This window comes from Bacillus sp. JAS24-2 (assembly GCF_008274905.1).
Taxonomy (GTDB): Bacteria; Bacillota; Bacilli; order Bacillales; family Bacillaceae_G; genus Bacillus_A; species Bacillus_A cereus.
Window position 1 is genome coordinate 2,839,367 of record NZ_CP031068.1, and the last position, 25,771, is coordinate 2,865,137.

Here is a 25,771-nt window from a genome sequence, read left to right on the forward strand (position 1 = left end):
AAGGTGAATATTTATGTATCCACCTTCCCATCTCCCTCTACCCACTTCATTATTTCTTCCACATCTAAATCCGTATACGTCTTTTCACCATAACGAACAGACTCATATAACGAGATAATATCCCTTGTTCTACAAATTCTTTTTAACCATTGTTGCATCGTTTCATAGGACCTTCTCTGTTCATGAAATGGTAATGTTCTTTCCCATTCAACTAACGTTTTTCTTATCTTATCTGTCGGTAACGGCTGTTCTAACTGATGAATGACTTTTTCATTCTTTATGCTTCTTACCGCAGTTTGCTTTGTAATCAATTCTTTCTCCTGTACTATTTCTGTTTTCGTCAATTTTTTCCTAATATACTTGTAGATGGCATATATAATTGATATTGCAATTATCACATAAAAAGCTATAGTAATCCATATATTTGAAAGAACAGAAAGCACGTCACTCCATAGACTTTCTCTTTCGAAAGGTTGAAATTTTTTACCCGTTTTCGTTCTTATACCTGTATCTTCTACTTCTTCATATTCATCTTCATCTATTTTGGAATCATCAAAATTTTCACCTATACTAGTAAAGTCATAATTTCTTTCCGATATTGTCTTAGTCTTACTGAAAAAACGCTCTTTTACTATGTCCTGTACATACACAACACCTTGTGATAACGTTATCGCACTAATCGCAAAGAAAAGTATGATTAAAGTTCTTACACTCCATAACTTCACTTTCATATGCCGCTTTTTATTCACCATGACATAAGCCCCTTCTTATTCTTTCATTACAATCCATTTATTCGTTCTACTGTATTTCTTTGGTGAAGTACCAATAATTAAAGGAACCGCATCCAGTTCCTTTCGACGAAAGCCTGCTGTGTAAAAGTAAGAAGAAGATATAGGCGTATCTTGGTCTGATATCGAGGCAAGTACCTTTAATACATTTTGCAAATGTTTCCGATTATCCCCATTTTTTATATGTAGCAAACCGTTATCTTTTACACTATTGATCCATACTTCAAACGAACAGTTTTGCATAAGAAGTTGTTTGCATATACCTGCTGTTAATTCAATTAGTTCCTCTATATCATTTCGCAAAGAAACACCACTTTTATTTTGCAAGTTGAGATAAATCGCGTATTTATCACATTGTGTTCGCTCATACTTTTTCGCAGTTATCGTCCCTGTTTTCGCTGTTGCACTCCAGTGGATGGAACGAAAATCTTCATTTTCATAAGACTTTACTCCCATTACTTTCGTTTCATCATATAAGGGTGAAGACATCGCTTTTCGAAATCCTCGTGACCATTCTTGTAATTCAGGAACTTGTATTTTCGGAACAGCTGGTAAGACTAAATAAGAGGGCGTATCAACTTGTTTATATGTTATATGGTTCGTTATAAATCCAAAGAGATCAGTAATAACAATTTCAACTTCTTCCCATTTCGCGATGCCTCTTTTTAACGCTACAGCTTGCAAATCAAATGAAACTGACTCCCTTCCTTTTAAATTAAAATTCATATAATAATTTGAACCTGTACTATGATTTTTGTTTATTTCATCATGATTCCAAGTTAGCTTATTTTCACATTTAAATCGAAATACGATATTAAGAATAGGAAATATCGACTTGTTTGAAATTTTCATTTTGCACATATTCGTTTCACCTATAAAAACGTTCGAATTCCCTTGACTGTATTCCCATTCAACACGAGATACTTTACGTATATATACATGCATAGCACCTATTAAAATTACATATAAAAATACGAGAGATAAAAACAGTAGATTACTTGAAAATACACTTAAAATAACGGCTACAACTGACATAACCCCCATTACGAAAGGCTCCGCTAAAGGTGTATACACAAGCTGTTGATTCATCGTACATTCTCCACTGGCACACTAATCGTATGAAGAATTTCTTTCATAATTTGTTCTTTCGTCGTTTTCATCTCTCCCTCAATCGTTAACGTTAAACGATGAGCACAAACGGATGCAGCGAGCGTCTTAATATCATCTGGCGTACAGTAATCTCTTTCATTTAATATTGCCCGTGCTTGAATTGCTCTCATAAATGCCAACGTTCCCCGAGGGCTTACACCAATTTCAATTAACTCATGGTTACGAGTTGCTTCAATAATTTCAAGGAGATAATCTTGCACATCATTCCCTACTAACACTTCTCTTGCACGCTTTTGCATCGTAATAATTTCTTCACTTGAAATAATAGAATGTAACGTTTCTAATGGATCATTCATTTGAAACCGATTCATCATTTCCTTTTCAGCTTCTCTCGTAGGATAACCTTGGCGTATTGTGAGTAAAAACCGGTCTAACTGAGCATCTGGTAACGGAAATGTGCCCGCTGATTCGAGTGGATTTTGCGTTGCTATAACTAAAAAAGGTTCTGGTAATGAATGTGTCTGTTTCGCAATTGTAACAGTACGCTCTTCCATAACCTCAAGTAACGAAGATTGTGTTCTCGGTACAGCTCGATTAATTTCATCCACTAATACGATATTTGCAAAAATGGGTCCTAACCTTGTTTTAAAATCCGATTCCTTTACATGAAAATATTCAAGACCAATAACATCTCCAGGCAAAGTATCCGCTGTAAATTGTATTCTTTGAAATTTAGCGTCCACACTTTTAGCCAAACTTTTCGCTAATGTTGTTTTTCCTGTCCCAGGTACATCTTCTAATAAAATATGTCCCCTTGCTATAAGAGCTATAGCTGCCAGTTCAATCGATTCATCTTTTCCTATGATAACTTTCGAAATATTATTAGTAATCTTCTTTAATGTACTCATATAGTATCTTCCACCTTTTAATTATCTAAAAATTAAGAATTTTTTTCAAATTATAACATGTAATTCGAAGATGAAATAGAGTGAAAATGAATCTTTTATTTTTTCTTCATTGCACGCAAAAAAGCACCTATTGTCGTATATTGACAATGAGGTGCTTAACTCAATCCAACACCCTTCTTTCCCTCTAATTTTTAGTATCGATACATCCTTTTTTCTGCCACGCATGCATTGTTTTCAATTAACTAGTAAAATGCATTCTAATATTACATATAATAAAAAACATTTCGATTTGTTCGTTATAGAACTTCCTCTACATCGACACTCTCTATCTTTACTTCATACATATTTGGGATACTTGCTTCTTTTGGTACCCATACATAATAATTTTGATCATTTTCTAATATAAATTGAACTAACTTTGTTTCTGAAACATTCCAGAAATTTTTAAGATTATCAATGTAGTCTTCTAAATCGTCTTTATAGTCCAGTTGTAATATATAATCTCTTACCGTCAGGGCAAACACAATTAAACTTCCTAATAGATTTTTTTGCTCATTTTCTTCTTCATACTCTTGTGGTAAGAACCACACTTGACCTATTCCTATCGTTTTTTTGTATTTTTCATAAAAACTACTATCATCCATATTCTCATAATCATGTATTAATTCATTGACCAATGAATGCCATTTTGGCGGAATAATATTTTCCAATGCAGGATTATGTTCAATTCCTTCTACTATATCCTCGATTTCTTCTGTCTCATCTTCATAGTGATATTCACTTAGGTCTATATGCTTAAATTTCATTTCATTTTTATAATGTGCCAAATCATATGGATAATGGTTATTACCTTTTAAACTTGTATCATCAAGTTCGAGTATCTTTACTATTGCAGCTGTCTCAAAGCTCCAATACCCTACATATCCAGGTTCTTTATGCGCATTTTTCCATTCATAATCATAATGGCCTTTAAACCATTCTTTCTCCATGTACGTTTGCAATCTTTTAGACGCTTCTTTTTTATCTGTTTGTGCAAATTCTATAATCTCTCTCATTTTTGCATATGGATTTTCTTTATAATATCTATTCGTCATTTTTGTGTATCCGATATCACTAGCGCATAAGAGGAAATCGATTACTGCATCATTCACATTTTTTTTATCAACTATCTTTTTTAATCTTTCTATATTCTTTTTATCCGTTTCTAACAAAATCCCTAAGGAAATCATCCAAATCAGACTTAAATATCCAATTTCCCTACTTCCTGTATTCTCTAAATCATAAATTGCATTATGAAAATCTTCTTCTATTACACTAACATCTTCCCCTAAAGAATACTTTGCCCTAATATCCTCCATCTCATATCTAAAATTGGCTAGATATGTCCCTTCTATAATACTCTTATTATCTTTAGAATATCTTTGAATTCCATTTTTAGTATCTTCTTCTAAACTTTTAATATCTTCTCTATTTTCCTCTATAAACTCTTTATGATATTCAATTCCTTCTCTACACTTTTCTTCTATACATAAATAATCTCTCATACCATTCAATTCCTCCTAGCTTCTAAATTATGGCCATTCTCCAGCGATGTTACCCTTTGCATCTATCTTAAATGTTTTAACCTTTCCGCTACTATCGACTTTTGATAATACTCTTTCTACCTTATCTCTCTCCAACGCTTTTGTAATCTTATCTGCTAATTTGTTATCTCCATCAACAGCTTTCAATATTCTACTTTTTTCAGTATTCACACCTGTCAACCAACCATCTGACATTTGTGGTCCATCTTTAGTTTTTCCTAATTGTGAACTACCAAACTTTGCTTCATCAATAACATATTTAATATTTGAATTTGGATTTGCATTTTCGTATAATCCATCAATCCCTTTTACTATTTTATCATTTATGCCTGATGGTGTACTTTTTCCGACTGGCTTTAAATCAAATCCAGCTTCTTTTAAACTTTGATTATTCAATAAATTGTCACTAGATTTTATTTCACCATAATTCCCTTTTTGCTTATTGGTAGCTGTTTTTGCATCAAAATTATCTACAGTTGTGTTTTTGTTACTGCTAGGTTTACCCTTACCACCATCTTTAGACTTCGCAAACTTATAATAAGCTTCTATCAATTCACCTTGTGGTATTTTGGTTATGATAGTTCCACCAACACTAGAGAATGCATAGGAAGCCTCTCTCTTAAATGATTGTAACATTTCAAGCGTAGGCTTCAATTCTTTTGCTAGTTTTACTGCATTAGCAAATGTACTTACTCCACTTGATGCTTTTGCTCCTTTTGTGATATGGCCTACTTTATTTAGTGCCCTATCGCCTAATATTGTGGTAGCTATTTGTGTTAATCCATAGGTAGTCAATTCTGTACGACTCTCTGCATCTCCCTCTATCATATCTCGTTTTATTTTATTTGAAAATGCATGCCACATATTTTTTGCAGTTTCATCCAAATGGAAAAGTGCATAGGTTACATTAATAAAAGTTCCTATGTCCATATTACTTAAAGCTATTGCGGACTCGATTTCATCACCAATAGCTTTCCCCGATCCTCTTTGAATAGCTTCCCACATCTTTTTCGCTGTTTCAAACGTGCCAACTATACTGTCTGTCGCATCGTCCCAAGCATTTCTAACCGGAGATTTCTTCTCAATTATGTTATTTGTTTCTATATCTTTAATTGACTGATCATTTTTTTGAGCTGTTTCTTCTATAATCCCCTGAATCGAACTCACCCAATCCATATTCAACCCTTGTGTACTAAACGTACCACTCACAGGACTAAATCCTTTCCCACTTTGCACTTCAGCGAGTCCGGCTGTGATGCTAGCTGCTAATTGGAGAGCGGTGCTGTAGTTGTTGCTGGATGAATGATTGAATTCATATAAATGCTCTAGTTTTTCTTCCAGTTTTTTTCTCATTGCACCTAATACCGTTACAATTGCACCTACTCCGGGCATTGGTGTAAGTACTTCTATTGCTTCTATACTTGTAATCGATTGATTAATTCCCCTTATTTGTTCTCTTATTTCTTGTTCAATCACATCTGTCGAAGCAACTTTCGCTTGGAACTCATTTGGAAATGCTTCATTTTGGTGAATTAATTCTTCACATAAGCATATGATTCCTTGCGCTAATGGCCGAAATGTTTGGACAAGGTAGGCTTTTGCACTACTGTATGTTTGTCCTTGTAATACTGTGTCTATCGCAAATGCATCAATAGATTGAATGGCTTGTTCCATACTTTGAATCGTAGCATTACATATAGCGTTCATACTTTGAGTTTGACTTTGTACTTCTCCCAAATACATGTTTAAACTCATGTATTGGCCTCCCTTTGTAGTTGCTGCTGTTCATAGGAAAGGTTGTTTTCTTTCTCGCTGAGATGCCGTTTTTCTTTAAGCAACGTCTCTTTTTCGTTTTCTAATTCGAATGTAAGTTTTCTTTCGTACTGCCCGATCTCTTGCCGCATATTCGTAAAAAGGTGAAACACTTCTTTGTCGTCGTGCCAAGTTTCTAGTATTCGGTTAAATAAACGATTGCTTCTATTTTTCCATTCATGAAAACTAGCCTCAGCTCGTTCTTGATTTTGCAGCGCGATTCGGTTTTCATTTTGTTCTTCAAATATAATTCGTAATTTTTGATTACATTGACTGATTCTCGTTTCAATTTCTTGACTCATCTTTTCTCCCTACCTTTTCCCCTTTACGTAGGTTGTTACATTATTGAAAAGTCTTTTGAAGTCCAGTATCCATTTTCTCAAATTCATTTGCTACGGAATGGATATTATCAATCGTTTGTTGAAAAGTAGCGCAAAATTGTTTCGTGATTTGTAAATTTTGTTGATTTGCTTCTTGTGCTTTGAAGTTCACAGATAGTGTCGTACGCGTTGCCTTATTTATAGAGCGACTAGTAGCACTTTGCATCCTATCTGAAGCATTTCTCATTTTCGTTGCAAGTTGCGTTGCCGTATGCAAATTACTTTGAAATTCTCCCATTACTTACTCCCCTCTACCTTTTATTTACAAGAAAATTATACCACGGAAAAATATCCCAATAAACCGAATGTTCGAATTTAACACACAATTCAGCACTGTTACTGAGGATGCGAGCAACGCTTATCTATCAACATAACTGAGTCCAAAATGGATTCTACTTATACAAAAAAGATGACTTCAGCCATATGCTAAAGTCATCTTTTTCTACCTTATTATTTTACTAATTCTCCATTATAAGCTTTTATATTAAGCGGAGCAGTTAAAAATTGTGCTGCTTTACTAACGAAAGATGTGAAGTGTTCACTCGTATTATGGCTCGCAACTGCTGCTTCATCTTTCCATACTTCTACCATCGTATAAACACTTTCTTTTTCTGTATCTTTATATAAGTCATAAGATACATTTCCACTTTCTTCTCTTGAACCATGAATGAGTGGCTGAATTTCTTCTAAAAATGATTGTTGTTTTGCTGGGTCTACTTGAAATATTGCGTGAATAATAATCATGGTGCTTCCCCTCTCATTTTTCACTAATTTTTTCAAACTACTTCCACTCTGCAACTTTTTCAATTGGAAGACGTACTGATTGGTAACCACTGTCAGCAGCTTTCCCGATTGAAATTAGCATTACTGGTACGTAGCGTTCTTTATCTAGTCCAAATGCTTCTGCGATTTGGTCTTTTTCAAATCCACCAATTGGACAAGTGTCATAACCGTGAGCACGAGCTGCTAGCATAAATTGCATTGCTACAAGACCACCGTCAATTAATACCGTATCTTTCATTACTTCTGGTGTAACCATTGAGAAGTAAGCTGAAAGTTTTTTCATTTGGTCTTCTTTTACTTCTGCTGGCATTAAACCACGCTCTACTGCTGTACCGTAAATTTCTTCTGCGTTATCAAAGTTGTTTAAATCACCAAATAAAGCAATCATTGCTGAAGATGTTTCTACTTGAGATTGATTGAATTTCGCAAGTGGCGCAAGTGTTGCTTTCGCTTCATCACTTTCAATCACTACGAATCTCCATGGTTGCATGTTTACTGAAGATGGTGCAAGTGTTGCTTCTGTAAGAATTTCTGTCATTTCTTCTTTGCTAATTTTCACTGAAGGGTCGTACTTACGAATTGAACGACGTCCTGTTAAAATTTCGTTAAAATCATTTGTTTTTACTGAGTTAGTCATAGTTGTATTCTCCCTTTTTTATAATTCTTTTATATTTTCTTGAATGTGATTTAACATATTTAAAAGATTATCGCGTTCTTCCTCACTTAATCCTTTAAATGCAGATGCTGCAAAACGTTCTTTTTCCTCTTGAAATGCTTGAATTTTATTTCGTCCCTCTTCAGTAAGAGAAACTAACGTAATTCTGTTATCATCTGGATTTTTACGTCTTACAATCATTTCATTGGCCTCAAGCTGCTTTAAATGCCTTGTTATCGCAGCATTATCAATATTCACTTCTTGTTGAAGTGCTTTTTGACTAATTTCACCTACTTCATATAACTGAAGTATAAGCTCTAATCGAGACTGGCTCATACCCGTACACCCTTCAAATTTCGAACTTACTTCTTTATTTAGAAAGTGTAATTTATATAAAATAATCGCTTCTTTTGAGCATGAACTTGTCAAATTAACCCTCCTTTACAATCAAAATAAAAACATTTGATGTATCAATAGTTGATATGTCAATTAATATAATATATATCGATTTAGAATGCAAGCATTTTGTTTTCATTTTATTTTTTCCAAATTAAGGCGCTTTGTAGCGTTACAAATAATGTTAATTGCACTATAATAATACTAATTTAAAGAACTGGAGAGTGATTGATAATGCGGCAATATACAAATAGAAATGAGGAATTGAAAATAGAAATGAGGAATTGAAAATGGAAAATGAAATGAGGATATTCACAAATGACAACAATAAATATAGGGATTGTCGCGCACGTAGACGCTGGCAAGACGAGTTTGACTGAGCGTATTCTTTATGAAACGAATGTGATTAAAGAAATTGGCCGAGTAGATAGTGGTAATACACAAACTGACTCAATGGAATTAGAAAGACAACGCGGAATTACGATTAAAGCATCTGTCGTTTCTTTCTTTATTGATGCTGTAAAAGTAAATGTCATTGATACACCTGGACACGCTGATTTTACCGCTGAAGTGGAGCGATCATTCCGCATTCTAGACGGTGCGATTTTAGTTATCTCTGCCGTTGAAGGTGTGCAAGCACAAACAAAAATTTTAATGCGAACATTACAGAAACTAAACATACCGACTATTTTATTCGTTAATAAAATTGATCGTAGTGGCGCAAACACTGAAAAAGTTATGAAACAAATAAAAGAGGTTCTTTCAAACGAAGCATTCCCCTTCTACTCTGTTCTAAACGAAGGAACGAAAGAAGCCCGGATCATTGAATACAAATCATATGACGATTGTATGGAACTGTTAGCACCATTTAATGAATCGTTACTTGAATCATATGTAAATAACGAAATAATACCGGACGCACTATTAAGAGAAAAACTAGAACAGCAAATACAGCAAGCGAATGTGTATCCAATCTTTTTCGGTTCAGCAATGACTGGTATGGGCGTAACAGAACTTCTTGAAAAACTTCCGGCTCTCATTCCAGCTCTTACATCGGCACAAGAGGAACCATTATCCGGTGTTGTTTTTAAAATTGAACGTGAACCTTCTGGAGAAAAGGTTGCTTATATAAGAGTTTTTTCAGGTAGCTTACATGTTAGAAAATATGTTAATATACAGCGCAGTAAGTCTCTATTCCATAAAGAAAAGATAAAAAAAATGTGCCTATTTCATAATGGAGATACCGTTCAAACTTCTACCGTTCCTAGCGGTGAGTTTTGTAAAGTGTGGGGGCTGAATGATATTAAAATTGGTGATATTATCGGTGAACGTACGGATTATATAAAAGATATTCACTTTGCCGAACCACAAATGGAAGCTGCCATTGATGCGGTACCTAAAGAGCAAATTCATAATTTATACGCTGTTCTTATGGAACTATGTGAAGAAGATCCGCTCATTAAAGTTTGGAAAGACGATGTTCATAATGAACTATATATTCGCCTTTTCGGTGAGGTACAAAAAGAAGTAATTGAAACAACACTTTATGAGAAATATAATTTGCAGGTTACTTTTTCAAATACGCGAGTTGTATGTATCGAGAAACCAATTGGCGTAGGCAATTCTGTTGAAGTAATGGGTGAAAAAGAGAATCCATTTTACGCAACAATCGGATTCAAAGTTGAACGTGGTGAACTTAATTGCGGTATAACATATAAATTAGGTGTTGAGCTCGGCTCACTACCTTTAGCATTTCATAAAGCGATTGAAGATACGGTATTTCAAACGTTAAAACAAGGATTATATGGATGGGCAGTTACAGATATTATCGTCACGTTAACACATACTGGTTATGCTAGTCCTGTTACAACAGCGAGTGACTTTAGAAATTTAACACCGATCGTATTAATGGATGCTTTAAAGCAAGCTGAAACATATGTATATGAACCAGTAAATGAATTTGAATTAACTGTACCGGAGCACGCAATTAGTACTGCAATGTATAAGCTTGCTGCCGTTCCAGCAACTTTTGCAGAGCCTATATTCAATAACAATTCTTATCAGTTAACAGGATCATTACCTGTTGCGAAAACAGAGAGTTTCAAACGAATACTACATTCATTTACAGAAGGAGAAGGCATATTTACAACGAAGCCAGCTGGTTTCACAAAACTTATGGCTCCCTTCCCTACTCGAAAACGTGTTGATTATAATCCGCTGAATCGTAAGGATTATTTACTTCATGTTTTGAAGGCTTATTAAAGTAAAAGAGGTGCAATTCGCACCTCTTTTGCATGTATTAATAGGTTAGTTTGTCCTAACAACTTCTTTAAGTTTTCCTATTATTTTCGCTATAGCCTCAATTGAATTTTCCGTTTCATATCCCCCAATATTTACAGAATGATTTGCATTTTTGACAACTTCAATCTGTAAATTCGTTTTATATAACTGATCAATTTGATCTGCATTGTATTGGTGATCTTTATCCCCAATAACTAAAAACCCTTCGTGTCGACTATGTAAGATAGAATCAAAAATTGTATCAAACGTCAGTAAAGGTGTAAGTAGTATCATTTTTGACTGCGCGAATTCTTCTCTCTTCATTAAATCATTTGCAATCGGAATTGTTCCGAGTGACTTCCCTAAAAACATAGTCTCGTTGTATTGCTCATCTTTTAATACTTCATTTATTACAGGATTAATATCATCCATCATTACTTTCGTTACTTCTTCCATTGGTTTATTCATTAATTGTCCATCATAAGAATAATGAATATGTACAACATCTATTTTATGTTCAAGCATTAACATCGTTGCGTAATAAAATAACGGCTTATCATAATTGTATCCTGAACCTGAAAACATAAAGCAAACGGTACTAGAACCTTGTTCGATATGTGTGTAATAAATTACTTTGTCATTTATATGTACCTCTTTTTTAGTGCCCTTCACCATTTTCCCCTCCGAATACATTTACTTTTGTAATACGATATGTTCTGTGTGAACTGATACATCCTTTACTTTCTCTTTTATAAATGCAGGCTGTAAGTTATATGTATGCAGTTCTTCTACTGGCACCCATCTAAACAAATACGTTCTATCCTCTTCTTCCAAAATATATTGATCCGCTCCACTCACAGGTAACTCATGTAGCTCTACTTCATAATAAAAACTAATTTCATGAAACTTTCGCTCAGAAAGTGTAAAGAAATTTTCTACTGACCATATTAACCTTTTCCTTTTAATAGGAACACCTATCTCTTCCGCAAGCTCTCGTTTTAATGCATCTTCACTATTCTCTAGCATTTTTACTCTACCGCCGGGTACATACCAAAAATCTTCACCGTCACCTTGCAGAATGAGTATTTTATTATCATGTTTACAAATTGCTCCAACGCGGTAATTAAAACATGTTTCCTCAACTTTAAACGTAAGATCCATCCGTAACGCCCCCTTATATAAATATCGAATTATTACAAAACAATTATGTAATTACTGTACAAATAAGGTTACTAAATTTATCCACTCCATTCAATGGTTTTTGAATTTTCTAAACTATTATTTTTCATCATTACAAGTGTATATACATATGTTACAATCATATTGCACACTAGAAAACATTATGGGGGTACGGATGGAAACGTTATTAATCCAGCAAACTGAGAAATCAAATAAGTTTTGGAAAATCGTTGTGAAAGAAAAAGACTATGTTGTGTTTTACGGAAAAATTGGCACAGCTGGCAGTGTGAAAGCGAAAGAGTTTGAAACAGAAGAAGAATGTATGAAAGAAGCTAATAAACTAGTTGCTTCCAAACGTAAAAAAGGATATACAGACCCGTTGCCTGGGGAAGATTACATAAAAGAAAAAACAATAACCGAAGAAGAATTTTGGGAGCTACTTCATCGTGCAAAAACGAAAGGTGAGGACCAAGAAGAACAAATAGAATGGCTTACTTCTCACCTTGCTAAACGTACAGTACATGAAATTGTAGCTTTTGATACGCATATGCATCGCCTTTTGAAAGACTCCTATACCTCCCGTTTATGGGCAGCAGCCTATATTATTATGGGTGGCTGTTCAGATGATACTTTCGATTACTTCCGCGGATGGTTATTATATCAAGGAAAAGAGACATACGAAGCTTGTATTGAAGATCCAGAACGATTAATTCCTGTATTAGAAAATTTGAGTGAGTATGACGTCCCAGAAATAGAAGAACTTTCTTTATATTTCGGTTTCACTGTATATGCAGAAAAAACTGGTGACGAAGATGATACTTACTTTACACTTTACCATGTCTTATCTAATGAAGAATTCGACGATGTAGATTTTGAATTTGACTGGAATGAAGACGATGAAGAAGGTTTAAAAAAGATGTTTCCTAAGCTATGGGAACTGTATGGAGAAGAACCGTTTGAGTGGTAGATTCATTATTCGTGAAAAAGTGCCTTGTTTCTTTAGTAACAAGGCACTTTTTTTGATACTATATTTAAATTATCATCTTTCCACTCTCCCACCACTCCATAAAAGTCTTTAAAGAAGGAGCAACCCACGTTCTACTATCATTTTCATGGTTCCATACATATATATCATCTCTTTGTACTTTTCCATTCAAAATGGAATAGCCAAACAAATCACCATTTCCCCCATCAGCAAAAAATAATAAACAGTCAAAAGGCATGTATAAATCTTTAAAATCAACTATATTTCTCATACTCATATTTTCAGTTTTAATTTTTGAAGCAGACCATATAAAGTCACCGTATTCACCTTCTATACCGTTTGTTTCCTGTAATAATTGATATAAATCATTCGGTAACTCCACATGTAAACATTTTTGTATATCAGTAAGTTCATCCTTCGTAGCTGGGTTTTTCAAGCTTAAATTTGATGAGATACTGTGAATGGTGTCTTTCCACATCACCTTTTCCTCCTTATGTGCAATCAAGCATATTCAAAGAACTCCGCTAAATTTATTGATACCATCTTTCTAACAATTCCTTCTCCCTCTCGCCTGAAATACCTGCTTTTAATTCCCATTCTTCCGTACTCTCCATCCACTCATACACATCTGTAACTGTCTCGTCTATTCTTCTAAAAGTAAGCCCTTCATTAACCGCACTTTCGATACAAATAGAAAACCCGCCTCTCCACGGCTTCGTCTCACCATCTAATGGGAAAGTTTCTGGAATCCACAAAGGCATTTCTGTCCAAGGCTGCACATTGTGTTCACTCATAAACGATTCGTCTACCCAAACAAATTCAGCATCGCTATTCGTAACTTTTTTACACGTATTTAATAGCTCTTCCATCGTCAATTCATCATTCGGACCTGTTATATTGAATGTACCTGCTTTATTATTTTCTGCCATGTTGAGTCCAAATCTCGCGACATCTTTTATATCAACTATCTGCACTGGACGATTTTTTCTTCCTGGAACTAACACGTTACCTCCTTTTGCTACACGCTGAATCCAGTATGGAAGTCGATCTGTATAATCGAACATTCCTGAAAGAAGTCCTGCTCTTACGTGTAAAACACGCCCCGGCCAATACTTCTCTGCTTCTTTTTCGCATAATACTTTCAGCGCACCATAATGCTCATAAGGAGATATTTCACCATTCTCTACAGTCTTTATTTGCTCTTCCGTCGGTTCAGGTTGTAATATATAGTCTTCTTTTATGTCATGCGGAATCCAATCTTTATATACGGAAAGGCTTGAGATGAATATATAGTGTTCAATATTATCTTTAAGCACTTCTCCAACATTCCTAATATGATGTGGAGAAAATCCACATGTGTCTATGACAACATCCCACGTTCGATTTTTTAAACTTGATACATCGTTATTTCTGTCACCGGTTAACTGCTCCACATTAGAAAAAATTTCTTTGTTTGTTCCTCGGTTAAATAACGTAATTTCATGCCCTCTCTGTAAAGCCTCATCTACAAATGCTCTACCTAAAAATCGTGTACCGCCTAGAATTAGAATTTTCATGGTTCTCCCCCATTCGTGATTAATAACCCTTCCTAATGTTTAACGATTTTTTATTGAGGAAAGTTACGGGGAGCGTTTAAATTTTTCTACAAGTTCACCATTACTCTTTTAAAAGTATATACTCTTTGATTAATCTCCATCTATCCTTTGTTTCTGGCACAACTTCAGAAGCCATCACCACCACCAATTCCTTCTCTGGAATACAACAAATCATATTCCCACCATCACCCATAGCACAGTATGAAAAGATTCCATTTTCTTCTCGTAACCACCATAAGTAACCATATTGATTTTGGTTCATTTCTGTTGATTCTTTTATCCATGATTTTGATAGTATTTGTTTTCCATTATGAATACCTTCATTCAAATACAGCTGTCCAAACTTAGCTATATCCCTAACCGTTAACGTTAGTCCCCAGCCGCCCGTCGAAATACCGTTTGGATCGTGAACCCATCCTTTCACATCTTTTCCGAATAAGTCATCGAATCCAAATGCTTTCATATTGTAGTTTGGAATTTCGCTCCTGCCGAGTGGTTGAAATAAGTACTCATTCGCAAATTCACGTGCACTTTTCCCTGTTGCATTCGTAATCATTGCTGATAGTACATGCGCTCCTGCAGATGAATATTTAAAAGCTCCAATCTCTCCACCGTTCCCCATTCTATGAAGTGTATACTGTACCCAGTCTGGTTGTGTACATAATTCTTCTAACGGTTCCTGCCAGTCTACAAAAGGGTATGGAGCTGTCATTGTAAGTAGGTGTCGCACTGTTACTTCAGATGACTTTACTTTATATTCAGGGAAAAACTCTATTACTTTTTGATCAACACTTTTTATATAGCCCTTATCTATACATATTCCAATTAGCGCAGAGATTATCGTTTTTGTAACTGACGCTACATGAAATGTATCATTTTGTCCGTAATCGTTATAATATTTTTCAAAAATAACATTACCTTTCCGCACTACTAACATACCATTCATATTTTCATATTCTTCTTTTATAATCTGATCTAACTTTTCAGCAGTTTTCATTATTCTTTCCCCTTTAACCTATGATTAAAAAGGTTCGATAGGTACATATATATCAACTATATGTTTATGCTTTGGATGCTGCTTTGGATTATTTCTATATACTTCAAAAGGATACGAGTCTCTCGGTTTATATCCGCTATTTGGCAGCCATTCACCGTATAAGAAATCCCATGCTCCTTTATATTCATCTTGGAATATTTCAAAATGTCCTACTGCATATTTTCCAGAAGGTATTACCATTATTCCAACGTCGTTCGTTTCTACTGTGGATTCATCTGAAATTGTTACACATAGACTTGTTCTTAAATGATAGTCCTCAGTAAATTCATGATGATCGTGGTAAATGGTTAATACTTTCGTATCCTCAAATACATGATAGTTTTTCTTCGCCGCGTAACGAAATAATTTTTCTATCATTTCTGGAAAAGCTATAGCTAACTCTTCATATGTACCTGTATGTCTTATGTATGCGACGTTTATATCGTCCGCTGTTACAATTTCAACATTTCCTCGAACCTTCTTACATTCATTGTATTGAGGAATTCCCCTTACGTCTTTGCAATTCTTGCTATTATCGTTTCGATATTGAGACGGACTTACACCGTAATGACTTTTAAATGTTCGGGAAAAAACTGCTGAATCTGTGAATCCGAAGTGATACGCAATATCTGTAATCGTCATGTCTGCGCGATATGTAAGTAGATGTGTTGCCCTTTCTAGTTTCAAGCGATTCACATACCGAGATAATGGCTCATCAACTATTCCTTTAAAAATCCGATGAAAATGATACTTCGAAAATCCTGCTATATCAGCTAGCTCTTCAATGGATAATGAACTGTCTATGTTTGATTCTATATAATCTTGAACCTTATGTATGCGTCTTACATACTCATTTCTACTCTGTTTATTCTCCATACTCTTTATCTCCTCACAACAAAAAGAACCATCCTAGAATACTTTTAGGACGGCTTTCTATTCGTAATAGATTCTTCCATATTCTATTGTTAAATCGATATAATTTCACTATATTTTTTAAATTGATGGTAATGTGGCAGTATCCCGATTTAATTGAAAGAAACAACTATTTTTTTATAGCCCTACGCAAATTAATAATATTATTGGGATTTAGCTCCCATTGTCTCATAAGTTCTTTTTGTCTTGTTTTTAAGTCTTCAAATGGTTCTTCCACTATGTCGATTTTATTAAATTTCCCTTCGAAAACTAAAGCATTTTTTATCTTTTTATATCCACCAAAACCTAAGTCATCATTTAGTAACCAGACTACTCTCTGTATTTTTGCGAATAAAATACCACCTGTACACATTGGACACGGTTCCAACGTGCTATAAATAGTAAACTTCTCATTTTTTATTTTTGCATCAAACATTGCTTCCCCTGCATTGCGAATAGCGTCTATCTCTGCGTGAGCTGTTATGTCTTTTTGTGGATGCACTCTATTTCTTCCTCTTGCAATGACATTATTATTTCCATCAACAATAACTGCTCCTACTGGATATGTGTTTTCTTTTAATGCCTTTTCTGCTTCTTCCAATGCCATCTCCAAAAAATATCTATCTCTTTCAAAATGCATATAAATCCCCTTCTTTTGATGAAATTATTTTACAGAAATTGCTTTTGACATCCCACTCACTTCTATCAAATTAACAAAATAAAAAAAGATATCATTATGTCTGCAACAACAGGGCAAGAATGGTGTTTTGATATAAACTTAATTTAATAGAATTTGTGATACAATCCAATCGCCATTAAGCTAAGAAAAACAAATACCCTAAAACGAGAAATTTTAAGGGATCATAAAATTTTCAAATTTTTAATTCTTGTTTTGACGTTTCTTTTGTATGCTCCCTATAACCCCAAATACAATCGCTACTGCTAAACATACGATTGAGAAAGTTTGTAATACGTTTGTCGAAAAATAGCCTACCCCTAACACTACTGCTAAAACGATTCCTGCTACTAACATTCTCCGTTGCTGCATATCCATGCAATCATTCCCCTTTTATCTACACATTTTTCAAAAATAAAACTCTACTCCCGCCATTCCCATCATAATTTGTATGTACCGATACACCCTCTACCTCATCATCCCCAGCCTCAATTCGAAAACCGATTTCTTGATGAAACTGTATCGACTTTTTATTAGTTGGTGACGTAATTGCTTTTACAACTTTACGATTATTTGCACGAGCGACATCAAAGAAATAAGAATACAATGTCGATGCGATTCCTCTTCTTCTATACTTCGGATTTACACCGATAAAATGAACGTATGCTTCATCTTTATATGTTTGTGAAAAAAATCCACATAAGAAACCTAACGTTTCTCCTTCTTCTTCAATGATAAAACTCGTTTCTTGAAAGTGAACGAAAAACAATTTTGGCAACATGGCAGCCATGTCTCTCCCGCCCCACCAATCATTTAAAACAGAATGAATCTTTACATAATCTTCCCCTTGGATGTTTCTTACTCGCATATGTTTCTCCCTCTCACTCACTTCATTTTTTCATAAATTTTAATGACTGTTTCTACTAAAAGGATAAATACCCATATCCCGCAAAATACGAGAACGGACTGAAATATAGAACCTAGCATAACAATACTTATTAAACCTAATTCTGATCCTGAAATGGATATTTCATCAAACCCAAGATTATGTATAAATGGACCAGTAGAAAAAGCCATTAAAATAGAGCCTATTAAATAAATAGCACTCATTATTTTTAATATTTTTATAGAAAGATACGTAGTTTGTTTTTCTTCTACTTGTGATAATTCGATTTCTCCGCTTGCAATTCCTTTTTGCAAACAGTCCTCACATAGAAATTCTTCCTTAATTTTTTACCACCGTGCAATGTACCTGTAATTTCTTTACAGCGCGTACACTTTCGATTTATCATTTTGTTATCACTCCAATCTCGTAAGATTATACTTATACAATTTTATTTTTACCTTATTATTCCTTTTATGTATTTTATAGAGAGGTGACGTGTTTTATGATATCTAAACTTACTTTTGGCTATAAAAAGCCTACTGAGCAATATGTATTACGACCTAGTTGTTATGCAATTATTTTCAACTCAACTTCTTCCAAGATTGCTGTTATCCAAAAAGGAGACCGCTACTTTTTACCCGGCGGCGGTATGGAAGGTAATGAAACAAAAGAAGAATGTTTGCACCGTGAACTACTAGAGGAATTAGGATGGGCAATTAAAATTGATCAGTATATCGGTAATGCGGCTCGATATTTTTATGCAGAAAAGGAAGATATATTTTATTTAAACGATGGATTTTTTTATATTGCGAATATGGTGCAGAAACAAACTGAAAACTGTGAGGAGGATCATGTTCTAAGGTGGATGTCTCCATTGCATGCTATAGAGCTTCTCATACACGATCATTAAAAATGGGCCATTGAACAAGCGCTTTTATTACAAAAACAAAAAGGATCTCCTTCTATATGAAAGAGATCCTTTTTATTGTTAACTTACTTTTTTCAAATTGAGAGCTGGCTTTTTGATTCCACCTTTTTTTACAACATATAAACCGATGAAGATAATAAGCCCGCCAACTAGTTGCATCAAATTAATTTGCTCTCCAATGGTTACTGCCGCAAAGATCACTGCAAACAATGGCACAAGATACATATAAACCATTACTTTCGTTGAGCCTATTTTACTAATACCGACATACCACATTGCAAGTCCGAATATGGTCGCAAAGACGATTGAATATGCTAGTGATCCCCAGCTTGGCATATCTACTGGCCACGTTAGTGTGTTTACATTGAGTAAACAGTATATAACGAGAGGTACAATTCCAATTAAAGTAGACCATGATGTAACTCTCATTGCGGAGTATTTTGTAATGAGTGGTTGCGCTAAAATTGGATACCATCCCCACGCAATTGCTGCTACTAATCCAATTATATTTCCGAGCCACGCATACTCGTAAGAAGCTCCTCCTGTATGTCCTGTTAATAAAACGAATGCTGCACCAATAAAGGCTACGATTGAACCAATTTGTACTTTCATCGAAAAACGTTCTTGTTTGTGCAATACTGCTAATATCCCTGTAAAAATAGGGGACATCGCAATTAATAATGAAGCGTTCGTTGCTGAAGTATATTTCACAGATAGCATAAACATCGTTTGATACATTGTCGTTCCAACGATGCCGACTGCTACTAATCGTAACCAATCTTTTCTTTCAATACGTAATGAGCGTTCCATCATAAAAGTAATAAGTAATAATACCGGTGATGCTACTAAAAATCGTAAACTATTAAATTGAATGGATGACATATATGCCACGCCATACTTTCCTATTGTATAATTTGCTCCCCATACTAATGCAACAGATACTAGGAGCCATTCCATTTGCCATCGTTTCATCCGAATCTCCCCTTCCGTATTTAGCATAGTAAAATTGGCTGGATATAACACCGTCCAATTGGCTGTTTTTTTACCCAGCCAATTTGCTATACTGGATTTATATAAGAGATACGGAGGCGTTTTTTATGGAATGGAAACTAGATAATGACAGTAAAATCCCTATTTATCAGCAAGTTGTTGACTTTATTGAAAAACGTATTACATATGGAGAACTTCCTCCAGGTAGCTTCCTCCCTTCCGAACGGAAATTAGCTACACAGTTAAATGTAAACCGAAGTACAGTAACGACTGCTTATAATGAACTACGTGCTATGGGAATTGTAGAAAGTACGACTGGTAAAGGTACACGTGTAAGTACACATATGTGGGGAGTTTCTCCAACATTAACACCCAACTGGAGAAATTTCGTAGAAGGTGGTACGTTTTTACCAAACTTACCGTTACTTCGCCATATTCGGGCAGAAGTACAGCAAAATGAAAACATTATAGATTTCGCAAACGGAGAACTCGGTTGTAATCTCTATCCTCATGATCAACTACAAGCGATTTTACGTGAACAACCGTTAACGCATTCATTAAGTTATGATCATCCGCAAGGCTATCTCCCGCTAAGACAAGCGGTCGTAAAATATATGAAAGAATATTTAAAAGTTGAGGCGACTGAACAATCCATTATGATTACATCCGGCGCCCAGCAAGCACTTCACCTTATCGTACAATGTTTATTAAATCCAGGTGATGCTGTTGCTTTCGAAAGTCCTTCACACTGTTATTCCCTGCCTCTATTCCAATCAGCAGGTATTCGTATTTTCCCGTTACCTGTCGATGAACATGGTATTAATCCGGATGATGTGCAAGAATTATATAGAAAACACCGTATTAAAATGATCTTTTTAAATCCAAATTTCCAAAATCCTACGGGAACGATGCTTCATCCAAACCGTAGAAAAAAACTATTATCACTTTGTGCAGACTTACGAATTGCGATCGTTGAAGATGATCCGTCCAGTTTACTTACGCTAGAAAAGAAACAACCTTGCCCTACTTTAAAATCGATTGATGAAAATGGAACAGTTATTTATGTACATTCTTTATCAAAAATGATTGCGCCAGGATTACGAGTCGGCTGGCTCGTCGCTCCGCAATCTGTAGTAGAAAGGTTATCCGACGCAAGGCATCAAATGGAATTAGGAATGAGTATTTTCCCGCAGTGGCTTATGCAGCAGTTTTTCGAAACTGTACCATTTCAGTCGCATATCGTACCGTTACGAAAACAACTAGCAGAAAAAAGAGACGTTATTGTTCGTGCTCTAAACGAGCAACTTCAGGATAAAATCTCTTTTTCAAACCCTACTGGTGGTATTTACATATGGGGAAAATTAAAAGAACCGATAAACGAAAAACAACTTATTATGCAAAGCTTAAAACAAGAAATTACTTTTATGCCAGGTAGTATTTTCGGCGCGAAAGATGGTTATATTCGTTTATCTTATGGAAAAGTGGATATTGATCAAATTGAGGAAGGTATTTCTCGTTTGCGGGAGGCTATTTTGGTTTGTGGGAAATAAAATAACTTTTTAATACATTTAAAACTTCTTTATTCATTAACTCCAGATAATAAATAAGCAAAAAATAATGAAAAGAAGCTTAATTCCAAAATTAAATTATAAGAAAGCTCCTGATGATTGATACAGGGGCTTTCTTTTCGAAATTTTTCGTTTTTCTTTATCTTTCTTCCCGACTTCTAAGAATGATTCTTATAAATTGTAACTCATTATGATTAATTCACCTTTCCGCCCCATCCTTCTAACCCCATTATCACAAAAACCACATTTTTTATATAAAGATTGTGCAGCTACATTTTTAACGTTTACTGCTAAAATAATTTTATTTATACCTAAGAAGTTATTTCGGACAAAGTCAGGTAATATCTTTAAAACTTGTTTTGCATATCCTTTCCCTTGATGGTGAAAATCTGTTGAAAATGCTCTTATTAAAATAGATTTTTCATTATTTGTATATGGTTTAACCCCGTCATTTTTATGTAAAACAAAAAACGTTACAAGCTCATTATCTTTCATAGCTAAAATTGAATGCCGATTTGAATCCTCACTCGATAGTTTTACAAGCTTTTTAGGTAAACCTGTATAACAAAGCTGCTCTTCTGACAATGTATATTGATTTATTATATTTCTGAAGTTTTCATTATAAAAATATAACTGCATATAAATATCGCTCTCCTCAATAAATGGTCATTTCTATTTCGTTATCTACAAGTTAAATAATAAAACTCACCCCCTATTTTCTGTAAAATATTCCTCTTTAATATTCTTAACTACATATTTATTATAAATAGAGAAAAGCAACTCTCCATTCTCACAATCTAGCTGTATACTTAATAAATATTATGGGATTTGAAGTTTTTATCTCCACATTCTCACCCTCAAATATATACATTTGTTTATTTTCGATATCAATAAACGCCATAAGTCCATTCTCATTATATGCTTCTGAATATTCACCATCTATTTTTATTCTTTCAAAAGAAGAAAAAGGAGAATGTACTACTTGATATTCGGAAAGCTTCATTATTCGCTTTTCTTCCGGTACGTGCACAATTTTCGGATCATCATCAGATAAATATTCTAGCCCAATTTTATTCGGCGCAACAAAAATTAATAGATGCAATGGTTCTGTTTCATTATTTTTATAGCCATGTATATGGTTCTTCCACCCAAACACTATCTCTCCTTTTGATGCACGAATCATTATTTTATTTGAAATATAATAATCCAAATGACCTGACAACACAACCGCACAATCTTCTCCAAATGGATGGCTATGAGGTGGTATGCCTTCATGCGATTGAAAAATCACTTCATACACCCAATACTTATCATCATTCGTTTTATGAATAAGATCATTTTTTGATATATTAATAGTTGTTTGTGATAAATCGAAACTCCTCATTCGGCCCTCCTGATTAATTTCAGACTTACTTATCTTTTGAAACCATTGCATAGAGCAGTAACATGAAATGATCCTCTAATTTAAAATACATTTTATTTATATATATTCTATTGCTATTTTATCCAAATAAACACTATTAAAAATCAATCCGCAGAATGAAATTCAAATAAAACTTCCTAATACTTTCGTATTAAGAAATTTTCAAATCACTACATATAACCACTTATTAAAATCTATAGTATATTCGTTATTTAGTTCGAAATATTCGTTCATTTTATACAAATACATATGTATTAAATTGTGGAAGATATTACATGTTTGACAAAACCTAAATCTACCATTATCATCAACACGAACCTAGTTATAGGAGTGATAAAAATGAAAATTTACGTTGATGCAGATGCTTGTCCTGTAAAAGATGTAATTATTTTTGAAGCTACGAATGCAGAAATCCCTGTAACCCTCGTTACTAGCTTTTCTCATTACTCTAATGCTCAGCAACCTAAAGGTGTGGAAACAATTTATGTTGATTCCGGGGCAGATGCTGCAGATTACCGAATTATGCAGTTAGCAAAAAAAGAAGATTTAATCGTAACACAAGATTACGGTCTTGCTTCGCTCGCTTTAGCAAAAGGCTGTATCGTTCTACACCATAAAGGCTATAAGTATACGAATGATAACATTGAACAATTGTTACAAACACGATATTTAAGTGCAATGGTTCGAAAAAGTGGTAAACGTACAAAGGGACCGAAACCATTTACAGCAGAAGATAAAGAGAAATTTAGAGAGCTCTTTAAAAGTATGATCGCACTTTAAAAATGAATCGTCTATTTGCAAGGAAAACTTCGCAAAACAAAGAAGAGAATATCGTAATGAACATTCTCTTCTTGAGGTTTACCCTTTAAAATGAAGGTAAATTATCTAAGTTATTTTCTTTTATTCCATCAGGTTCACTACGTATAATATCTCTGCCATACTTATGAAATACGTCCACATGAGCTAACTTCCCTGATTTTGCTTCACTAAGAGCAGTCATATAATCTAACTCTCTCCCGCTACTTGTTTTAAAAGCAATCAAATCACCTTCATCATTTTTTCGAACAGCAACAATTTGTTCTGCTCCTGAAGTAACTTCCTGAGCTATTTCAAATTGAGCTTGCTCTTCCCCTTGATGTAAATAATCATTATATACTTTTTCAAAGTCTTTTTTGTCCATTAAACTCACCTCCAAAACATTTTATTAGTATGGTTGGGAGGTGTTGGTTTTATGTAATTTTCTGTTAGAAAAACGAATTTTTAATACCTACGCAACCCCTTCAAAGTCTCCAATATATCATCTGTAAAGGCTGTACTACCTTCTGTCTCTAAAGCTCTGAAATAAAAACTTCTTAGGAAAGTTCTAATATTTTGTACTAAAATAGCATGCTGCGGATGTCGGATGTCTTCAACAGTTGCTATACTATGTAACCAGTTGCTCCACTCTTCTTCAGTTAAAAGATTTTGGTTACGTAAAGACATAATTGGCTTTACTAATCTCTCATCTTCAAAGTGTACATATACGTAATCACTTAATCGAACCTTTTGACGAACAGCTGCAAGAATTGCATATGAAAACTCACGATTTTGTATAGTACGCACTAAAGCATCTAGTGCATCAGCAGCGTGTGCAGTAGAATGTGCCCAGCCTTTTCCTTCTACGTAACCTCTTACATCTTCTTCTAAATATACATATTCCAGTACTTGTTCTGCCACACTGTACAGTTGTTCTTCCGATAACAACGGTTCTCTTTCATGAACAGATAAAATAAGTGGTGGAATTAATACGGAGAATGCACGTTTAAATACAGAGTCTGTTCCCTTTTCACCAATTTTATAAAATAAATAATCAGGACTAATTGCTTGTAACATTAATCCTCTTAACTCTTTTTGTCTAAATACATCATTTGTAATCCATGTGTGAAGCGTACTATAAATTAAATCATCACGTAATTCAGCATCAGGTGATCCGATATAATCTAGCATCCACTGCGCATATGGATATGCATCTACGTCTTCTGGTACAGCATAATTATTATTTTTAATTTGTAGTAGTTCTTCTTTTAGTTCTAGTACTTCATTCATTCTATTCCCTGTCCCCTTTTTACGTTTTTTTATTGCCTTATCCCCCGTTTTTTACTTTCTAAAGTTAATTTAATTATACGAGAATTATAACTATAAATAAAAGGCTATACATATAATTTTGATTATGTATTACTTTCGCTCTTGAAATATAACTTCTGGATTTGCTAAATCACTATTCCGAAATACAACATCCGCATAACTTTTCGGATTATGCTCATTTATATACATCTTACATGCCGCATGATACCTGTTTAAAAACATCTTCTCTGCTTCTTCATAACTTCCAAAAGCTTCAGTTTCCCGCTTAGCACCACGTTTTCTCGCAATCTCAAAATTTGTATCTACAAAGATTTTGTAATCAAATAAATGCGCAACGTCTTTTTTCAATAGAAACGTTCCATCTACTATTAATATCATATTTTTCGTGGCCAATAGCGGCTCATTATGTACAGGCATATCCGTTATTAAGTTATGAGAAATCGTTTCATATTGTAAATTCCCGTTAGGTCCTAAAGGCATTAATAATCTTTCTTTGAAAGCTGTATAATCGTGTGCATCTTCATAATACCCTCTTGCAGATTCTTTTCCTTTTGTATAGCGAATCACTCTTGGATTATGAAAATCATCAATGCTGGCGCGTGTTACTGGTAATCCTCGTTTTTTTATTTCTTCCGCTAGTTCGTTTGCAAATGTTGTTTTTCCTGAGGCTGTAATACCGCTTACTCCAACTCTTATTGGATGGGTTAAGTTTAGCTTTACAATATGATCTGCAATTTCTTTGATTCTTTGTTTTCGGTTCATGATATCTCCCTT

At 34.4% G+C, this 25,771-nt stretch carries 30 protein-coding genes and 1 pseudogene; 5 read left to right on the top strand and 26 right to left on the bottom strand.

The window, feature by feature from the left end:
* Positions 1–11 precede the first annotated feature (11 nt).
* The 10 genes from DN407_RS14755 to DN407_RS14800 all read right to left on the bottom strand — a co-directional run bounded on the left by DN407_RS14755 (position 12) and on the right by DN407_RS14800 (position 8,448).
* Positions 12–752: a hypothetical protein gene (locus tag DN407_RS14755; RefSeq protein WP_000247507.1), complete on the bottom strand. Its 741-nt coding sequence runs from the start codon at positions 750–752 to the stop codon at positions 12–14.
* Positions 753–767: 15 nt separating this feature from the next.
* A complete protein-coding gene (locus tag DN407_RS14760; RefSeq protein ID WP_001075943.1) occupies positions 768–1,877 on the bottom strand; it encodes a DUF58 domain-containing protein in 1,110 nt (369 codons plus the stop codon).
* Positions 1,874–2,806 (bottom strand): AAA family ATPase, encoded by a 933-nt coding sequence (locus tag DN407_RS14765; protein WP_000105669.1) that lies wholly within the window; start codon positions 2,804–2,806, stop codon positions 1,874–1,876. The genes DN407_RS14760 and DN407_RS14765 overlap by 4 nt, the downstream gene beginning before the upstream one ends.
* A 296-nt stretch (positions 2,807–3,102) precedes the next feature.
* The gene (locus tag DN407_RS14770) at positions 3,103–4,350 is read right to left on the bottom strand and encodes a PoNi-like cognate immunity protein (protein ID WP_149216418.1); all 1,248 of its coding nucleotides are present in this window, start codon (positions 4,348–4,350) and stop codon (positions 3,103–3,105) included.
* A 27-nt stretch (positions 4,351–4,377) separates the two neighbouring features.
* A complete protein-coding gene (locus tag DN407_RS14775; RefSeq protein ID WP_149216419.1) occupies positions 4,378–6,144 on the bottom strand; it encodes a T7SS effector LXG polymorphic toxin in 1,767 nt (588 codons plus the stop codon).
* Positions 6,141–6,503, bottom strand: a complete 363-nt coding sequence (locus DN407_RS14780; protein ID WP_030026222.1) for a DUF3958 family protein — start codon at positions 6,501–6,503, stop codon at positions 6,141–6,143. The genes DN407_RS14775 and DN407_RS14780 overlap by 4 nt, the downstream gene beginning before the upstream one ends.
* A 40-nt stretch (positions 6,504–6,543) precedes the next feature.
* The gene (locus DN407_RS14785) at positions 6,544–6,819 is read right to left on the bottom strand and encodes a TIGR04197 family type VII secretion effector (protein WP_000503638.1); all 276 of its coding nucleotides are present in this window, start codon (positions 6,817–6,819) and stop codon (positions 6,544–6,546) included.
* Positions 6,820–7,031: 212 nt separating this feature from the next.
* Complete coding sequence (locus DN407_RS14790; protein WP_000583816.1) at positions 7,032–7,325, bottom strand: putative quinol monooxygenase; 294 nt, start codon at positions 7,323–7,325, stop codon at positions 7,032–7,034.
* Between the two features lie 37 nt (positions 7,326–7,362).
* Positions 7,363–8,001: a nitroreductase family protein gene (locus tag DN407_RS14795; RefSeq protein WP_000185391.1), complete on the bottom strand. Its 639-nt coding sequence runs from the start codon at positions 7,999–8,001 to the stop codon at positions 7,363–7,365.
* A gap of 18 nt (positions 8,002–8,019) precedes the next feature.
* Entirely contained in the window at positions 8,020–8,448 is a 429-nt protein-coding gene (locus tag DN407_RS14800) for a MarR family winged helix-turn-helix transcriptional regulator (RefSeq protein ID WP_000204172.1), read from the bottom strand.
* 285 nt (positions 8,449–8,733) lie between these two features.
* Here DN407_RS14800 and DN407_RS14805 point away from each other — a divergent pair, with 285 nt between their 5' ends.
* Positions 8,734–10,677, top strand: coding sequence for an elongation factor G (locus tag DN407_RS14805; protein WP_149216420.1), 1,944 nt, complete (start codon positions 8,734–8,736; stop codon positions 10,675–10,677).
* A gap of 45 nt (positions 10,678–10,722) precedes the next feature.
* Here DN407_RS14805 and DN407_RS14810 read toward each other — a convergent pair whose 3' ends face one another.
* Both DN407_RS14810 and DN407_RS14815 read right to left on the bottom strand, forming a co-directional pair.
* On the bottom strand, positions 10,723–11,388 hold the full coding sequence (locus DN407_RS14810; protein ID WP_149216421.1) for an alpha/beta hydrolase: 666 nt from the start codon (positions 11,386–11,388) through the stop codon (positions 10,723–10,725).
* A complete protein-coding gene (locus DN407_RS14815; RefSeq protein ID WP_149216422.1) occupies positions 11,389–11,856 on the bottom strand; it encodes an NUDIX hydrolase in 468 nt (155 codons plus the stop codon). It abuts the gene before it with no gap.
* A gap of 193 nt (positions 11,857–12,049) precedes the next feature.
* Here DN407_RS14815 and DN407_RS14820 point away from each other — a divergent pair, with 193 nt between their 5' ends.
* Entirely contained in the window at positions 12,050–12,841 is a 792-nt protein-coding gene (locus DN407_RS14820) for a DUF4240 domain-containing protein (RefSeq protein ID WP_000449117.1), read from the top strand.
* 64 nt (positions 12,842–12,905) lie between these two features.
* Here the strand turns inward: DN407_RS14820 and DN407_RS14825 are convergent, their stop codons facing one another.
* The 8 genes and pseudogenes from DN407_RS14825 to DN407_RS14855 all read right to left on the bottom strand — a co-directional run bounded on the left by DN407_RS14825 (position 12,906) and on the right by DN407_RS14855 (position 18,370).
* A complete protein-coding gene (locus tag DN407_RS14825; protein WP_000265342.1) occupies positions 12,906–13,337 on the bottom strand; it encodes an SMI1/KNR4 family protein in 432 nt (143 codons plus the stop codon).
* Between the two features lie 52 nt (positions 13,338–13,389).
* Positions 13,390–14,415 (bottom strand): SDR family oxidoreductase, encoded by a 1,026-nt coding sequence (locus DN407_RS14830; RefSeq protein WP_000697695.1) that lies wholly within the window; start codon positions 14,413–14,415, stop codon positions 13,390–13,392.
* A gap of 100 nt (positions 14,416–14,515) precedes the next feature.
* Positions 14,516–15,451: a serine hydrolase domain-containing protein gene (locus DN407_RS14835; protein ID WP_149216423.1), complete on the bottom strand. Its 936-nt coding sequence runs from the start codon at positions 15,449–15,451 to the stop codon at positions 14,516–14,518.
* Between the two features lie 24 nt (positions 15,452–15,475).
* The gene (locus tag DN407_RS14840; protein ID WP_000428667.1) at positions 15,476–16,366 is read right to left on the bottom strand and encodes an AraC family transcriptional regulator; all 891 of its coding nucleotides are present in this window, start codon (positions 16,364–16,366) and stop codon (positions 15,476–15,478) included.
* A 166-nt stretch (positions 16,367–16,532) separates the two neighbouring features.
* Complete coding sequence (locus DN407_RS14845) at positions 16,533–17,042, bottom strand: nucleoside deaminase (protein ID WP_000545359.1); 510 nt, start codon at positions 17,040–17,042, stop codon at positions 16,533–16,535.
* Positions 17,043–17,282: 240 nt separating this feature from the next.
* A complete protein-coding gene (locus DN407_RS31660) occupies positions 17,283–17,456 on the bottom strand; it encodes a hypothetical protein (protein WP_000367555.1) in 174 nt (57 codons plus the stop codon).
* A gap of 19 nt (positions 17,457–17,475) precedes the next feature.
* A complete protein-coding gene (locus tag DN407_RS14850) occupies positions 17,476–17,946 on the bottom strand; it encodes a GNAT family N-acetyltransferase (protein WP_001266057.1) in 471 nt (156 codons plus the stop codon).
* A gap of 17 nt (positions 17,947–17,963) precedes the next feature.
* A pseudogene (locus tag DN407_RS14855) lies at positions 17,964–18,370 on the bottom strand (DUF3980 domain-containing protein).
* 96 nt (positions 18,371–18,466) lie between these two features.
* Here DN407_RS14855 and DN407_RS14860 point away from each other — a divergent pair.
* A complete protein-coding gene (locus DN407_RS14860) occupies positions 18,467–18,874 on the top strand; it encodes an NUDIX hydrolase (protein ID WP_149216425.1) in 408 nt (135 codons plus the stop codon).
* 78 nt (positions 18,875–18,952) lie between these two features.
* Here DN407_RS14860 and DN407_RS14865 read toward each other — a convergent pair whose 3' ends face one another.
* Complete coding sequence (locus DN407_RS14865) at positions 18,953–19,864, bottom strand: DMT family transporter (protein ID WP_149216426.1); 912 nt, start codon at positions 19,862–19,864, stop codon at positions 18,953–18,955.
* A gap of 125 nt (positions 19,865–19,989) precedes the next feature.
* Here DN407_RS14865 and pdxR point away from each other — a divergent pair, with 125 nt between their 5' ends.
* Entirely contained in the window at positions 19,990–21,432 is a 1,443-nt protein-coding gene (gene pdxR / locus DN407_RS14870) for a MocR-like pyridoxine biosynthesis transcription factor PdxR (protein WP_149216427.1), read from the top strand.
* A 189-nt stretch (positions 21,433–21,621) separates the two neighbouring features.
* Here pdxR and DN407_RS14875 read toward each other — a convergent pair whose 3' ends face one another.
* Together DN407_RS14875 and DN407_RS14880 are read right to left on the bottom strand one after the other, a co-directional pair.
* Entirely contained in the window at positions 21,622–22,089 is a 468-nt protein-coding gene (locus DN407_RS14875; RefSeq protein WP_149216428.1) for a GNAT family N-acetyltransferase, read from the bottom strand.
* Between the two features lie 151 nt (positions 22,090–22,240).
* Positions 22,241–22,834, bottom strand: a complete 594-nt coding sequence (locus DN407_RS14880; protein ID WP_001255979.1) for a cupin domain-containing protein — start codon at positions 22,832–22,834, stop codon at positions 22,241–22,243.
* Positions 22,835–23,212: 378 nt separating this feature from the next.
* On the opposite strand from DN407_RS14880, the gene DN407_RS14885 reads away from it, so the two are divergent.
* Positions 23,213–23,653 (top strand): YaiI/YqxD family protein, encoded by a 441-nt coding sequence (locus DN407_RS14885; RefSeq protein WP_000708769.1) that lies wholly within the window; start codon positions 23,213–23,215, stop codon positions 23,651–23,653.
* Between the two features lie 85 nt (positions 23,654–23,738).
* Here DN407_RS14885 and DN407_RS14890 read toward each other — a convergent pair whose 3' ends face one another.
* The 3 genes from DN407_RS14890 to DN407_RS14900 all read right to left on the bottom strand — a co-directional run bounded on the left by DN407_RS14890 (position 23,739) and on the right by DN407_RS14900 (position 25,759).
* A complete protein-coding gene (locus tag DN407_RS14890) occupies positions 23,739–24,053 on the bottom strand; it encodes a DUF3892 domain-containing protein (RefSeq protein WP_000358163.1) in 315 nt (104 codons plus the stop codon).
* 80 nt (positions 24,054–24,133) lie between these two features.
* Positions 24,134–24,958, bottom strand: coding sequence for a DUF2785 domain-containing protein (locus DN407_RS14895; RefSeq protein WP_084064168.1), 825 nt, complete (start codon positions 24,956–24,958; stop codon positions 24,134–24,136).
* Between the two features lie 129 nt (positions 24,959–25,087).
* Positions 25,088–25,759: a nucleoside/nucleotide kinase family protein gene (locus DN407_RS14900; protein ID WP_149216429.1), complete on the bottom strand. Its 672-nt coding sequence runs from the start codon at positions 25,757–25,759 to the stop codon at positions 25,088–25,090.
* Positions 25,760–25,771 lie beyond the last annotated feature (12 nt).